Below are 13,501 nucleotides of genomic sequence, written 5' to 3' on the forward strand. Positions count from 1 at the left end.
CGTGGGGCTCCTTGGACGGTCCGGTGCTCATGCGCCGGGTGGGCGCGCGAGCGACCTCCCCGCCACCCGCTCCAGATGCCGGGCGAACACCCGTTCCGCCTCCGGTGTCAGGGAGCGCAGGGCCACCAGGGCCGTGATCACCACGTCGCACAGTTCGGACTGGACGTCCTCCCAGGTGTGGCTCACGCCCTTGCGGGGGTTCTGGCCGGTCGCGCCGATCACGGCCTGGGCCGTCTCACCGACCTCCTCCTGGAGCTTCAGCATGCGCAGCAACAGGCCTTCGCGGCCGGTGACCGGCTGATCCGATTCCAGCCAGCTCCACAACGCGTCCACGGTGGTCCACAACTCGGGTGACTCAGCGTCTCGATCAGCCATACGAGCAGCCTGCCAGGCCGAAGACCGTCACCGTCACCCAGACCGCCGCCCGGCCGGGATTCGGCTCCCCAACAGCCTTGACGGTCCGTCATGTCAGCTTTATGGCAGGCAAGTTACATTCGCGCACAGCCCTTGTGCAATTCCTGTGGAAGCCTCAATCTTTCGGCTGACGCACAGGTGAGCGCCACCGCATTTTGTCATGCTCCTGCCCGCCGACGCGTTGCCCCCACACCGACGCACCACCTATTGAGGAGGACCCCTCAGATGGCAGTGATGCGTACTCCCCACCGCACCACCCGGCGAAGACTGGCCGCGATCGGCGCGCTGACGAGCGCCGTGCTCGGCGCGAGCCTGGTCACCGCGCTGCCCGCCGGCGCGGCCGAAGGCCACATCCAGTACGAGGGCGCGGCGAACGCCGTCGCCGACAGCTACATCGTGACCCTGAAGGCGGACCGGGCCCGCTCGGGCTCCGCCGAGGGCCGCGCGCTGGCCGCGAAGTACGGCGCCACCATCGAGCGCACGTACAAGAAGGCCCTCAACGGCTACGCGATCGAGGCCTCCGAGACCGAGGCGAAACGTCTCGCCGCCGACCCGGCCGTCGCCTCCGTCGTCCAGAACCGCACCTTCACGATCGACGGCACCCAGCCCAGCCCGCCCTCCTGGGGCCTGGACCGCATCGACCAGCGCAACCTCCCGCTGAACAACTCGTACACCTACCCGGACTCGGCCGGCGAGGGTGTCACGGCGTACGTCATCGACACCGGCGTCCGCATCACGCACGGCGACTTCGGCGGCCGCGCCTCCTACGGCTACGACGCCATCGACAACGACAACACCGCCCAGGACGGGCACGGCCACGGCACCCACGTCGCCGGCACGGTCGCCGGCAACGCCTACGGTGTGGCCAAGAAGGCGAAGATCGTCGGCGTCCGCGTGCTGAACAACTCCGGTTCCGGCACGACCGCCCAGGTCGTCGCGGGTATCGACTGGGTCGCTCAGAACGCGGTCAAGCCGGCCGTCGCCAACATGTCCCTCGGCGGCGGCGCCGACACGGCCCTCGACACCGCCGTACGCAACGCCATCGCCTCCGGTGTCACCTTCGCCGTCGCGGCCGGCAACGAGACCACCAACGCCTCGACCAGGTCACCCGCGCGCGTGACCGAGGCGATCACCGTCGGCGCCACCACCAACACCGACGCCAAGGCGAGCTACTCCAACTACGGCACCGTCCTGGACCTGTTCGCCCCGGGCTCGTCCATCACGTCCGCCTGGAACACCGGCGACTCGGCCACCAACACCATCTCCGGTACGTCGATGGCGACCCCGCACGTCGCCGGAGCCGTGGCGCTCTACCTGGCCGACAACCCCTCGGCCTCGCCCGCCCAGGTGTCCAACGCGCTGACGTCCGCGGCCACGCCCAACGTCGTCACCAGCCCCGGTACCGGCTCGCCCAACCGCCTGCTGTATGTCGGCGGCGGCAACCCGACGCCGCCCGGCCCGCGCTTCGAGAACACCGCAGACTTCGCCATCGCCGACAACGCGACGGCCGAGTCCCCGGTGACCGTCACCGGCGTGTCCGGCAACGCGCCCGCCGCGCTGTCCGTCGAGGTCCACATCGTCCACACCTACATCGGTGACCTCCAGGTGCAGCTGATCGCACCCGACGGCACGGCGTACACGCTCAAGGGCTACGGCACCGGCGGCAGTGCGGACAACATCGACGCCACGTACACCGTCAACGCCTCCTCCGAGGCCGCCAACGGCACGTGGAAGCTCAGGGTCAGCGACAACGCGCGGTACGACACCGGGCGGATCGACGCCTGGGCGCTGCAGTTCTGACGCCGGTTCACTCCTGACCGACCACGTCTGACCGACCACTCCTGACCCTCCACGTCTGACCGAGCACGTCTGACCGATCACGTCTGACCGAGCACGTCTGACCGACCACTTCTGACCCGTCTCCTCCGACCGTTCTCGTCCTCGCGGTTCCGGGCGCAGCGCCCGCCTGCCGCGAGGACGAGGCGCGTCGGTCAGAAGTCCCCGGACTACTCCGCCCCGCCGGGCTCCTCCTCCGGTTCCTCCGGGTACGGCTCCGGGTCGGTCACCCACCCCGCGGTCAGCACCAGCCGGGAGTGCCGGTGCAGGGCGAGGAAGCCGAAGGGGCGGTCGAAGCGGGCCGTGACGGTGGTCGTGACGTGCCGCAGCTCGGGGGCTCCCCCTGCCACCCAGCTGATCGCCGTCACCGCGGCCGCCCGGAACCCCAGCGCCCCGAACCTGGCGACGACGGTCTGCCCGGCGGACCCGACGGCCAGCGGGGAGTCGCTGACGCCGGGGAAGTGGCCGGGACGCGTGTCCCGCGCCGCGGTCAGCCCGAACACCTCGTGCAGGCCGAGCAGATCGTGGCGGTCGGCCGTCCGGAACGCCACCGTCTCCGCGCGGAGCGTCGGCGGCTCGGGCCGGGCGCACCGCTTCTTCTCGACGCGCAGTCCGGGTCCCACGTCGCCGTACGGCAGCAGCGATCCCGGCCCGACCGGGTGCCGGCGGGCGAGGATGCCCACCCCGGCTCCCAGCACCTGGCCCGGCGTCATCCCCTCCTCGCCGAGCAGCAGATGGACGTCGACGCCGGTGTCGCCCAGCACCTTCAGCTCGGTGACCTGGCCGTGCGGGGTGTCCGCCACGCCGACCCGGTCCAGCAGCACGCTCTCGCGGCGCAGACCCAGCAGCACGCGGTCCCGCCAAGGTCCTCCTTCGGGTGCCATCGGCCCGTCCCGGAAGGGGCGCAGCCAGTTCGCCCGCAGCCCGAGCGCGCTCGCCAACACCATCAGGGTCCCGTCCGTCGGCGCCACCGGCATTCGGTCGACGAGTCCGCCGGTGCGCTTCGCCGCCCAGGCGTCCAGCGCCGCCCGGTCGGCGGCCACGTCCCCGGTGAGCACCCCGTGCGCCTCTACGGGCAGCCCGGCCTCCCAGGCCTCCTTCAGCTCCAGCGTGCGGCTCGTCCACAGGCCGAGGGCCGCCTCCACGCCGCGCATCGAGGCGAGGGCGGCGAGCAACTCCCTTGCGGCGCCCGCCGCCTGGTCCGCGGGCATGCCCACCGCGTCCGCCAGCTCCGACCTCGCCGCGCCCCCGGCGCCGTCCGCGAGCAAGGCGATCAGCGGCCACACCCCGGCCGCCGAGAAGGCCGTACCGTCCGTGACGTCCCTGGCCCAGCGGGCCGTCAGCCCGTTCACCGCCCGCGCCGTGGCACGTGTGATCCGCATTCCGCCCCCGCTCTTCCCCCGCTTACCATGCGCCAGTCGCACCTGTCGCCCCAGCGATCCGTACGGCAGTGCCGCACCGCTCAGCAGCCCGAACCAGGAGCACCGTACCGTGGCCATACCCCCGCCCCCCGGGCCCCAGCAGCCGCAGGATCCCCACGGTCCGTACGGTCGGTACCCGGCCCCGCAGAACCAGGGCCCGTACGGCGTCCAGGGGCCCTACGGCGCTCCGTGGCCGTACGGTCAGCAGCCGCCGTACGGGGCGTGGGGGCCGTACCCGCCGCCCGCACTGCCCCCGGTCAACGGGGCCGCGATCGCCTCCCTCGTGCTGGGCATCCTCTGCTTCCTACCGGCCGTCGGGCTGGTGCTCGGGCTGGTCGCGCTCCGCCAGATCAAGCGCAGGGGCGAGCGCGGCAAGGGCATGGCGATCGCCGGGGCCACGGTGTCGGCCGTCGGCCTGGCCCTGCTGACCCTGACCTTCTCGACGGGCGCCGCGTCCGACTTCTGGGAGGGCTTCAAGGAGGGCGCCCGGGAGAGCGCGATCGTCTCGCCGGACAAGGGCGAGTGCTTCGACGCGCCCACCGGATCGCTGGAGGGGGAGACGTACGACGTCGAGGTGGTGCCCTGCTCCGGGGAGCACGACGGCGAGGTGTTCGCCACCGTCACCCTGCCCGGCGGCACCTTCCCCGGCGACGACCACGTCACGGAGGTCGCCGACGACAGGTGCTACGCCCTGGAGCCCGCGTACGCCATGGACAGCTGGGCCGTGCCCGACGACGTCGACGTGTACTACCTGACGCCGACACGGGAGAGCTGGGCCTTCGGCGACCGCGAGATCACCTGTCTGTTCGGCAACACCGACGAGCAGGGCACCCTGACCGGCTCCCTGCGCAACGACGGCACCACCCTCGGCCCGGACCAGCTCGCGTACCTGGAGACGGTGCTGGCGATCGACGCCGTCGTGGGCGAGGAGCCCGAGGCGTTCCCCGACGAGGACCTGGCGGTGAACCAGGAGTGGGCGCGGGACATGCGCGACGTGCTCGCCGAGCAGAGCGCCGCGCTGGAGGCGCGCACCTGGCCCGTCGGCGCCGAAGAGCCCATGGCCGCCCTGGTGAAGGAACTGGCGTCGGCCCGGGAGGACTGGGCGAAGGCCGCGGCCGCCGGGGACGCGGACACCTTCTACGTGCACTACGACGAGGGGTACGGCTTCTACGACGGCGAGGCCACCGTCACCGCGCGCGAGGCTCTGGGCCTGGACACCACTCCGCCTGCCGCCGCGTCCGAGGAGGCGGCTCCGGACAAGGAGGTCTGAGCGCACCGGCGATCCGTGATCCATTCCCGTCGCCAGGGGTGTGATCGGCTCCATAAGGGGGAGAAACTGCCTGCGTAAAGACTGTCGACACCAGAAGTCATCACATCGAGTGATTCTCTGGCCTTCGCTTGCCTGGCACAACCCACGGTTGCCACGCTGTTGCTGTCTGTACAACCTGATGGGAGCGGCCAGTGACATTCGGTGAGCAGCCGGCGTACCTGCGCGTCGCGGGTGATCTCCGACAGAAGATCGTCGACGGTCAGCTGCCACCGCATACCCGCCTGCCCTCACAGGCGAGAATCCGCGAGGAGTACGGCGTCTCGGACACGGTCGCGCTGGAGGCCCGCAAGGTGCTGATGGCGGAGGGCCTGGTCGAGGGTCGCTCCGGTTCCGGGACCTATGTGCGGGAGCGGCCGGTGCCCCGCAGCATCGCCCGCTCGGGGTACCGCCCGGCGGGTGGCGCCACGCCCTTCCGGCAGGAGCAGGCCGACGCCGCCGCGCGCGGCACCTGGGAGTCCCGCAGCGCGCAGACCGAGGCGAGCGCCGCCATCGCCGAGCGGCTCGGCATCCGGCCGGGCGACCGCGTGATGTGCACCAAGTACCTCTTCCGGGACAGCGGCGAGCCGATGATGCTGTCCACCTCCTGGGAGCCGCTCGCCGTGACCGGGCGTACGCCGGTGATGCTGCCCGAGGAGGGCCCCCTCGGAGGGATGGGGGTCGTCGAGCGCATGGCGGCCATCGACGTGGTCGTGGACAACGTCACCGAGGAGGTCGGCGCCCGCCCCGGACTGGCCGAGGAGCTGCTCACCCTCGGTGGGGTCCCCGGACATGTCGTCCTCGTCGTGCAGCGCACGTTCTACGCCTCCGGTCGGCCGGTAGAGACGTCGGACGTCGTGATCCCCGCCGACCGCTACCGGGTCGCCTATCACCTTCCGGTGAGGTAGCGCACGACCGTGCGGCAGTTGCTCCCGGCACAGGCGTGCCGGGAGCCCCTTCGCGCGCCGGTGGAATCCGGACGTTCTCGCAGGTGACCCCCGGCATGCCCGGTATGCCGCTGACCGGATGCGCCGAGGTGTGCGGACGGCGCGTTCGGCCTCGTGCGCCCCCGTGGTGCTGGCTTGTTGCGTACCTCTTTGTGAAAAGCCGTATTCGCTGCGTGAAGGTTAGGCGTAGGCTCGGGCATATGCGGATTGCGGTTTCCTTAGCGGGCGGGGCGCGCGGGCCGAGGGCGGGAAGCGGAGGGGCGCGATGAACGACAGCACGGTGACTCTTCCGTGGCTGGTCATACGGCAGGACGACAACGGCAATCGCTACCGCGTGGGCAGGTACGCGACGCGGTCCGAGGCCCAGAAGATCGCGGACAGCCTCGACAGCCGGGGGCACAAGCAGCTCTATTGGGTCGAGCGCATCGCGCAGGGCGGCGACCCCGAGGCGTGAGGGACGCCGCCCGGGCGCTCCCGTAGGCTCCGGCGCATGACGGAACGGATCGTGGTGGTCGGCGCGGCCCTGCTGGACGGTGGCCGGCTGCTCGCCGCGCGCCGCAGCGCGCCCCCGGAGCTGGCCGGCCGCTGGGAGCTGCCCGGCGGCAAGGTCGAGCCCGGTGAGACGCCCGAGGCCGCGCTGGTAAGGGAGTTGCGGGAGGAGCTCGGCGTCGAGACGGAGCCCGTGCGGCGCGTGCCGGGGCAGTGGCCGCTGAGGACGCCGTACGTCCTGCAGGTGTGGACCGCGCGGCTGCGGGCCGGCTCCGCCGAGCCGAAGGCCCTCCAGGACCACGACGCACTGCGCTGGCTCTCGCCCGCCACCCTGTGGAGCGTCGACTGGCTGGAGCAGGACGTGCCGGCCGTCCGGGAGGTGGCGGCGGAGCTGGACGCCGCCGACGCGGGGGCGTGACCGGCGTGATCTGCGGGCGTGCGGAAGCGCGGGCGGGGTGATTCGCCGCCGTGGGCCGGGCGTTGACGCTCGCCCCCGACCCGTACGCCGTTGGTGCCACACTGCGCCGTTCCTGTGGGTACTGCCCTTGGGATATCGGGTATGTGCCCATTAACCCCATGAAACCGGACATGGGTGGGCTCACTGTCCTGGGAAGTGATCGGCGTGATCGACACCGATGGCGACTGCGCCGAGTGGAGCTTCCCCGCCGACCCCACAGCCGTGCGCACCGCGCGTTCGGTCGTCCGCCGCCAGCTGCACGGCTGGGCGCTCGACAGTGTGAGCGACATCACGGCCCTGCTGGTCAGCGAGCTGGTGACGAACGCGCTGCGCCACGCGACGGGCCCCATCGGGGTACGTCTGGTGCGTCCCGCCGACCTGCCCGACGTCCTGCTCGTCGAGGTCTCCGACCCACTGCCCGAACCGCCTCGTGAACGCGCGCCCCGCCTGGAGGACGAGAGCGGGCGCGGGCTCCAGCTGGTGGCGTCGTCCTCGCGCCGCTGGGGTACCAGGCCCGGGGGGTCGGGCAAGACGGTGTGGTTCGAGCTCGCCGTCCCGGGCTGAGGGACGGCCCCGGGACGCTTACACGGGTCGTACTCGTGTCCACGAACGGAATCCGGCCGGAAGCCGTTGCCCCCGGGTGTGATTCGAGGGTGTGTCCCCTGGTTAGAAGACTGGGAGTGTTGTCGCGGCACGGTCCGAAAACCGCCTGGACCGTGCTGTGATCGTGAACACCGTGTTGTGCGGCGCCGTAGTGCTGGATACTGCGGGCAGCCGCCCCCGGTGACCGGTACCGGGCGCGGTGAGCTGGAGGGGACGGTTCGCGTGAGCGAGATACCAGCGAAGGCCACGGAGTCCGAGGACCCGTCGGACGGCGCGAGGACGGAGGCCATGGGCGCCTCCGTCGAGATGCCGCTCACGGACGCCCTGTGGCAGAGCAGTCCGCCCGGCTCGATCTACGACTACATCAAGGTCGCCTCCTTCTCCATCGGCCCCGACGGACTGGTCGACCAGTGGAGCCTGCGGGCCGAGAGCCTCTTCGGCATCCCGGCCGGGCGGGCCGTCGGCATGGATCCCATCGCGGCGTTCATCGACCCCGACCTGCGCGAGCGCGGACAGCGCAAGATGGCCGAGATCCTCGACGGGCGCGAGTGGACCGGCGTCGTGCCCTTCCGGCTGCCGGACACGGCCGACGGCGGACGAGGCGGCACCGGCCTCGCCGAGGTCTATGTGATGCCGACCCGCACCGAGGGCGGCGAGAAGGCCGCCGTCTGCATCGTCGTCGACGTCCGTGTGCTGCGCCGTATCGAGACCGACCTCGCCGCCTCGCAGGCGATTTTCGGCCAATCCCCGTTCGGCTTCCTGCTGATCGACGCCGACCTGAAGGTGCGGCGCGCCAACCAGCGGTTCGCCTCCGTGTTCGGCGGCACCCCCGACACCCACCGCGGCCGAGGGGTCCACGACTACCTGCCGCGCGGCGAGGCCGAGCGGGTCGCCGCGACCCTGCGCCGGGTCCTCGAAACCGGCGACAGCATCACGGACATGCACGTCACGGGCTTCCGCCCCGGCTCCGAAGAGCGCCGCCACTGGTCGGTCAACCTCTACCGGGTGCACAGCGGAACGGGCAGCCCCATCGGCATCGCCTGGCTGGGAACCGACATCACCTCCCGCCGCGCCGCCGCCCGCGAGGCCGCCGCCGCCCGGCGCAATCTCGCCCTCCTCAACGAGGCCGGCGCCCGCATCGGCAACTCGCTCGACCTGGAGACCACCGCCCGCGAACTCCTCGACGTCGTCGTCCCCGGCTTCTGCGACCTGGCCACCGTCGACCTCTACCAAGGGCTGCTGGTCGGCGACCAGACTCCGCAGAGCCTCGCCGACGGCAGCGCCGAACTGCGCCGCGTCGCCTTCGCCAGCGCGGTCTCCGACGCACCCTTCGAGAGCACGGGCAGCCCCGTCCCCGTCGGCGCCGTCCACCACTACCCGTTCAACTCGCCCTGCGCCGACGCCCTGCGCACGGCCCGCCCGCAGACCGTCCCCGCGGAGGAGGGCGGCCTCGTCCAGTCCACGCTGGCCGTGCCGATGGTCGCCCACGACACCGTCGTAGGACTCGCGCAGTTCTCGCGCACCAAGGGCAGCGAGCCGTTCGGCGAACGGGACCGCGACCTCGCGGTGGAACTCGCCGCGCGGGCCGCCGTCTGCATCGACAACGCCCGGCTCTACCGTCGCGAGCACGAACGGGCGTTGATACTGCAACGGTCCCTGCTGCCGCCCGGCGATCCGGTCGCCTCCGGCCTCGACATCGCCTGCCGCTACCTGCCGGGGAACGCCTCCACGGGCCGCCCCAGCGAGGTGGGCGGCGACTGGTTCGACGTCATCGAACTGCCCGGGCACCGCACGGCGCTGGTGGTCGGCGATGTCATGGGCCGGGGCCTGCGCGCCGCGGTCGCCATGGGCGAACTGCGCACGGCCGTGCGCACCCTGGCCCAGCTCGACCTCGAACCGGCCGAGGTGCTCTCCCAGTTGGACGAGATCGCCCGCGGCCTCGGCACCCCCGGCGGCATCCAGCAGGCCACCCGGGCCGCCCGGCGCCCCCGCGAGGCGGACCTCTCCGAGGTGTACCTGGCGACCTGCGTGTACGCGGTCTACGACTCCGTCACCCGCCGGTGCACCTTCGCCAACGCGGGCCATCTGCCGCCGGTCCTGGTCGAACCCGGGGAGTCGGCGCTGATGCTCGACGTCCCTCCCGGGCTGCCGCTGGGCGTCGGCGGGGAACCCTTCGAGGAGGTCGAGGTCGAACTCCCCGAGGGCGCGCTGCTCGCGCTCTACACGGATGGACTGGTCGAGTCCCGGGACCATCCGCTGGACGAGGGGCTCCAGGCGTTCGTGGGGGCGCTCACCGACCCCACACGCCCGCTGGAGGACGTCTGCGACCAGGTCCTCAACACCCTCGACACCCACCACGGCGAGGACGACCTGGCCCTGCTCATGGCCCGCGTCCAGGGCCTGCCCGCCGAGTCGGTCGGCGACTGGACGCTGCCGCGCGAGCCGCGCAGCGTGGGCCGGGCCCGTGAGTACGCGCGCGGGCAGTTGCTGAGCTGGGACATGGAACCGCTGGTCGACACGACGGAGCTGCTCGTCAGCGAACTGGTGACGAACGCGCTGCGCTACGGCGAGGGTGAGATCAGGCTGCGCCTGCTGCTGGACCGGACCCTGGTGTGCGAGGTCTGGGACTCGGGCCTGGTCCAGCCCCGCCGCCGCCGCGCCCGCGACACCGACGAGGGCGGCCGCGGCCTGCAACTCGTCGGCCTGCTGTCGGCGGCGTGGGGCTCACGCCGGACCCACCGCGGCAAGACGGTGTGGTTCGAACTACCGCTGCCGGACGGCGAGAACGGCGTGATGGACCCGGCGGAGGCACTGCTGAGCCTGTTCTAGGCGACGGACCGGCGAGGTCAGTACTCGATCTCGCCGATCCAGCTGTACTTCACCAGTGCCTCGGGCAGGTATTCGGACTGGACCTCCACGGTCAGACCCTGGTCGTGGGCGAGGCAGGCCATCGCCAGCGGACCGAGGGCGACGAGCCCGTCGGCGCTGGTCGCACGCTCGGCGTCCGCGCTCCAGTACGCCTTGTGCGCGTTGAGCGCACCGGCCAGCGTCTTGTTGAACTCCGCGGGGTCGCGGCGGATGACCCGGTAGAGCAGCATCAGCGGCGGATAGAGGACCCGTGACATCAGGTCCGCGTCCGCGTACCGCAGCGCCTCCGGAGCGGTTCCGTCGACGGCGGCGACGAGCTTCTCACCCACGTCCTGGCGGCCGAGCCAGAAGCTCTGCAGAGCCTCCACCCAGGGGTAGATGTACTCGTCGAACACCGCGCCGGACTCCCGCAGCAGCGAGACCGGGACCTCGGCCAGCCGGCGCAGGCGGTCGTTGTCGCGGCAGACCATGGCCAGGTAGAAGGAGGTGACCCAGGTCCCGGCGTTCAGGTGGGACTCGGGACCCGTCGCGGGCAGGGTGCGCTCCCGCTCCTTGATCCGGCAGGTGACCGTGGTGCCTTCGGGCGCGGTCGCCGCCGCGAAGAGCGCCGACCCGGTCTGCATGGCCGTGACCCACGCCTCCCAGGTCTCGAACTTCGTGGCCCTCGGGTCGACGGCGCAGTGCTGCTGGGCCAGGGACAAGGCCGTGCTCAGCGCCTGGGGACGCAGGACGGGTGAGTCGGCGAACTCGTCGAGGATCCAGCCGGCGGTCGCTCCGAGGGCGTCGAGAGTCTCCGGCACGTCGTCCGTGCGGTAGTCGTGGCGGGGAACGGTGATGACCACCGGCACTCTCCCCCACTTCGGAATTTGCAGGCGGTCATAAGCAATGCCAGAGCGTGAACTCGGGCCTCGTCGGTCAGGTGTCGTACTCGCCGACCCAGGACCGCCTGAGGAGGGCTCGCGGAATGTACTCGGACTCGATCTCGACGGGCATGTCGGCGTCGACGGCCATGCATGCGAGGGCGAGCGGACCGAGTGCCACGAGACCGTCGCCACTGCGAGAGCGGGCCTCGTCGGCGGTCCAGTACTCCTTGTGCCAGGTGAGGGCGTCGACGAGCGCCGCGTTGAATTGCTCCGTCTCTCGGCGCAGGTAGCGCTGGAACAGTTCGAGTGGTGGATACAGAACTTTCAGCATCAGTTCCGGGCCGGCGATGTGCGCAGCCTCGGGAGCGGTGCCGTCGACGGCGGTGATCAGTGTGTCCCATGCCGCGGGCCGACCGAACCACATGTTCTGCAGGGTCTCCACCCAGGCGTAGATGTACTCGTCGAATTCAGCGCCGGACTCCCGAAGGAAGGGGACAGGTACTTGGGCCAACTGGTTGACCCGCTCGTTCTCGCGGCAGACCACCGCCAGGTAGAAGGAGGTGAGCCAGTTTCCCGCGTGCAGGTAGTCCTGGGGCCCGGTCGCCGGGAGGTTCTTCACTTCGCCCCTGCTGCCGATGCGGCAGGGGACGGGCCCTTGCGAGGCGGTTCCGGAGACGAACAGACCGCAGCCGACCTGCATGGCCGTGACCCAGGCTTCCCATGTGGGGAACTCGTCCGCGGTCGGGTCCGTCAGGCAGTGCCATTTCGCCAGGGCGAGCGCGCTCGTCAGCGCGTCGGCCCGGTCGTCCTCCGACGTCTCGATGTGATCGAGCACGTCCTTCGTGCCCTTGATGATCGGCGCCATGAGCCCGGCCGCATTGTCTGCGGGGAACTCATGACGGGGAACGCGGGTGACCACTTGCTCTCCTTGGACTAGATCTTCAGATGCTCCATGACGGCACCGGCGTAGGAGGGACCAGTGTTGTCAACCGCCTTCACCAGAACGTACTGCACCTTGCCGTCACGGAGCGCGGCGCGGAGGTCAGCAGCGATCTCAGCGTCCCTTCCGCCTCGATTCGTCATCTCCGCCAGGATGGTGCGGATGTACGGTTTGGTTCCTTGTTTGACCCTCATACCTTCGGCTCCGCCGTTATGCGCGGTCGGGTTCGCGGGATCGGGGTCGGCCTTGCCGTGTCGCCAGTCGAGGTCGCCCGCCGGAGCCTTTTCCTCGACGATGACGTAGTGGCCGTCGTCGTTGAGTCTGTACACGTCGTCGAACATGTTGGCACCATTGGGCGTTTTCGGGAGCTCTACGCGTTCTGCACCCGGGAACTCCCTCGGGATGACATGGTGCCGGGCGGCGGCTTCTCCGAGTGCCTCGGACAGCTTGCTGTTGTTCGGGATACCCGGGAGGCGCTGATCATAGGCAGCCTTGGCGTTCGCGAGAGCTTCGGCATTGGCAGCCGACGGGCTGTCGTCGAATGCCTTCTCGGCATTGAGCAGGTCCACCGAGAGCCTGCGGTTCCGGGCGGCCTCGTCGAGATGCGGCCGACTGAGCTCGGGGGCCGTGTCGGGGCCAAGATGGGTGGGATTGAATTTGATGGCGGACGGGCCGTTCGGCAAGTTGTGCTTAGCGATCCAGTTGCCGTCGGCATTCTTGGCGAGTTGGGGAAGGGCAGCCCCGTCCACGATCCGTGCGGAGCTTCTGCGTCGTCCGATCTCGTCGTAGTGCTTTGCGAACCACTCCGGATCGTTGTTCGCCTTCCAGACGTGCTCTTCCTGGATCCGTTTGCGGTCCTCGACACTCAGCTCCTGATCGCCGTCACGAGAGCCGTTGCCGGCACCTTCGTCCGCCTGACCAGGGGTGGCTGCGTCGTCGCCGAGATCACCCGTCGTGTCGAGCGTTTCGTCGCCGAATCCGCCCAAATCGTCCAGACCACCGCCATGGGGGAAGTCCGGAGTGCGGTCGGGCAGCGCGCCGGGGCCGCCGGGGAGATCGCGGCCCCCGCCGCCCGGGCCGAAGTCGTCCGCACGGCCACCGGGCAGGTGGTCGCCCGGCAGGTTGTCCCCCGTGCGGGTGACCGGCGTCGCGTTGTCGAGGCTGTTGGTCGGCAGGTTGTCGGCGTGGCCGCCTGGCAGGTGGTCGGCGCGTCCGCCGGGGAGGTTGTCGGCGGTGTTGCCGGGGAGGTTGTCGGGGGTGCGGCCGAGGTCGCCCAGGTCGCTGCCGAGGTGGAGGTGCTGGGGTGTGTTGTCGGCGGCGTGGACGGCGCCGGCCATGGCGGGTTCGCGGACGGGGC

11 protein-coding genes and 1 pseudogene are annotated in these 13,501 nt (G+C 71.0%); 7 read left to right on the plus strand and 5 right to left on the minus strand.

What is annotated here, in order from left to right:
* Positions 1–27: 27 nt before the first annotated feature.
* Complete coding sequence (locus ACZ7LV_RS34050; protein ID WP_471945172.1) at positions 28–375, minus strand: MazG-like family protein; 348 nt, start codon at positions 373–375, stop codon at positions 28–30.
* Positions 376–639: 264 nt separating this feature from the next.
* Here ACZ7LV_RS34050 and ACZ7LV_RS34055 point away from each other — a divergent pair, with 264 nt between their 5' ends.
* Complete coding sequence (locus ACZ7LV_RS34055) at positions 640–2,214, plus strand: S8 family peptidase (protein ID WP_471945173.1); 1,575 nt, start codon at positions 640–642, stop codon at positions 2,212–2,214.
* A gap of 206 nt (positions 2,215–2,420) precedes the next feature.
* On the opposite strand, the gene ACZ7LV_RS34060 is transcribed toward ACZ7LV_RS34055, so the two are convergent.
* Complete coding sequence (locus tag ACZ7LV_RS34060; protein WP_471945175.1) at positions 2,421–3,632, minus strand: serpin family protein; 1,212 nt, start codon at positions 3,630–3,632, stop codon at positions 2,421–2,423.
* Between the two features lie 109 nt (positions 3,633–3,741).
* Here ACZ7LV_RS34060 and ACZ7LV_RS34065 point away from each other — a divergent pair, with 109 nt between their 5' ends.
* The 6 genes from ACZ7LV_RS34065 (at position 3,742) to ACZ7LV_RS34090 (ending at position 10,302) form a co-directional block, all read left to right on the plus strand.
* Positions 3,742–4,941, plus strand: a complete 1,200-nt coding sequence (locus tag ACZ7LV_RS34065; RefSeq protein WP_471945177.1) for a DUF4190 domain-containing protein — start codon at positions 3,742–3,744, stop codon at positions 4,939–4,941.
* A 191-nt stretch (positions 4,942–5,132) separates the two neighbouring features.
* Positions 5,133–5,885, plus strand: a complete 753-nt coding sequence (locus ACZ7LV_RS34070; RefSeq protein ID WP_471945179.1) for a GntR family transcriptional regulator — start codon at positions 5,133–5,135, stop codon at positions 5,883–5,885.
* 304 nt (positions 5,886–6,189) lie between these two features.
* Positions 6,190–6,378 carry an SPOR domain-containing protein gene (locus ACZ7LV_RS34075; RefSeq protein WP_471945181.1) on the plus strand — a complete coding sequence of 63 codons (189 nt, stop codon included), beginning with the start codon at positions 6,190–6,192 and terminating at the stop codon, positions 6,376–6,378.
* Between the two features lie 36 nt (positions 6,379–6,414).
* Complete coding sequence (locus tag ACZ7LV_RS34080) at positions 6,415–6,831, plus strand: (deoxy)nucleoside triphosphate pyrophosphohydrolase (protein WP_471945183.1); 417 nt, start codon at positions 6,415–6,417, stop codon at positions 6,829–6,831.
* A 174-nt stretch (positions 6,832–7,005) separates the two neighbouring features.
* Positions 7,006–7,434: an ATP-binding protein gene (locus ACZ7LV_RS34085; protein ID WP_471945185.1), complete on the plus strand. Its 429-nt coding sequence runs from the start codon at positions 7,006–7,008 to the stop codon at positions 7,432–7,434.
* A 261-nt stretch (positions 7,435–7,695) separates the two neighbouring features.
* Positions 7,696–10,302, plus strand: a complete 2,607-nt coding sequence (locus tag ACZ7LV_RS34090; protein WP_471945187.1) for a SpoIIE family protein phosphatase — start codon at positions 7,696–7,698, stop codon at positions 10,300–10,302.
* 17 nt (positions 10,303–10,319) lie between these two features.
* Here the strand turns inward: ACZ7LV_RS34090 and ACZ7LV_RS34095 are convergent, their stop codons facing one another.
* The 3 genes and pseudogenes from ACZ7LV_RS34095 to ACZ7LV_RS34105 form a co-directional block, all read right to left on the minus strand.
* Positions 10,320–11,183, minus strand: a complete 864-nt coding sequence (locus ACZ7LV_RS34095; protein WP_471945189.1) for an immunity 49 family protein — start codon at positions 11,181–11,183, stop codon at positions 10,320–10,322.
* A 73-nt stretch (positions 11,184–11,256) separates the two neighbouring features.
* A complete protein-coding gene (locus ACZ7LV_RS34100; RefSeq protein WP_471945191.1) occupies positions 11,257–12,123 on the minus strand; it encodes an immunity 49 family protein in 867 nt (288 codons plus the stop codon).
* A gap of 14 nt (positions 12,124–12,137) precedes the next feature.
* Positions 12,138–13,501, minus strand: a pseudogene (locus ACZ7LV_RS34105) (hypothetical protein); the annotation flags it as partial.

This window comes from Streptomyces sp. NPDC107562, assembly GCF_055657325.1.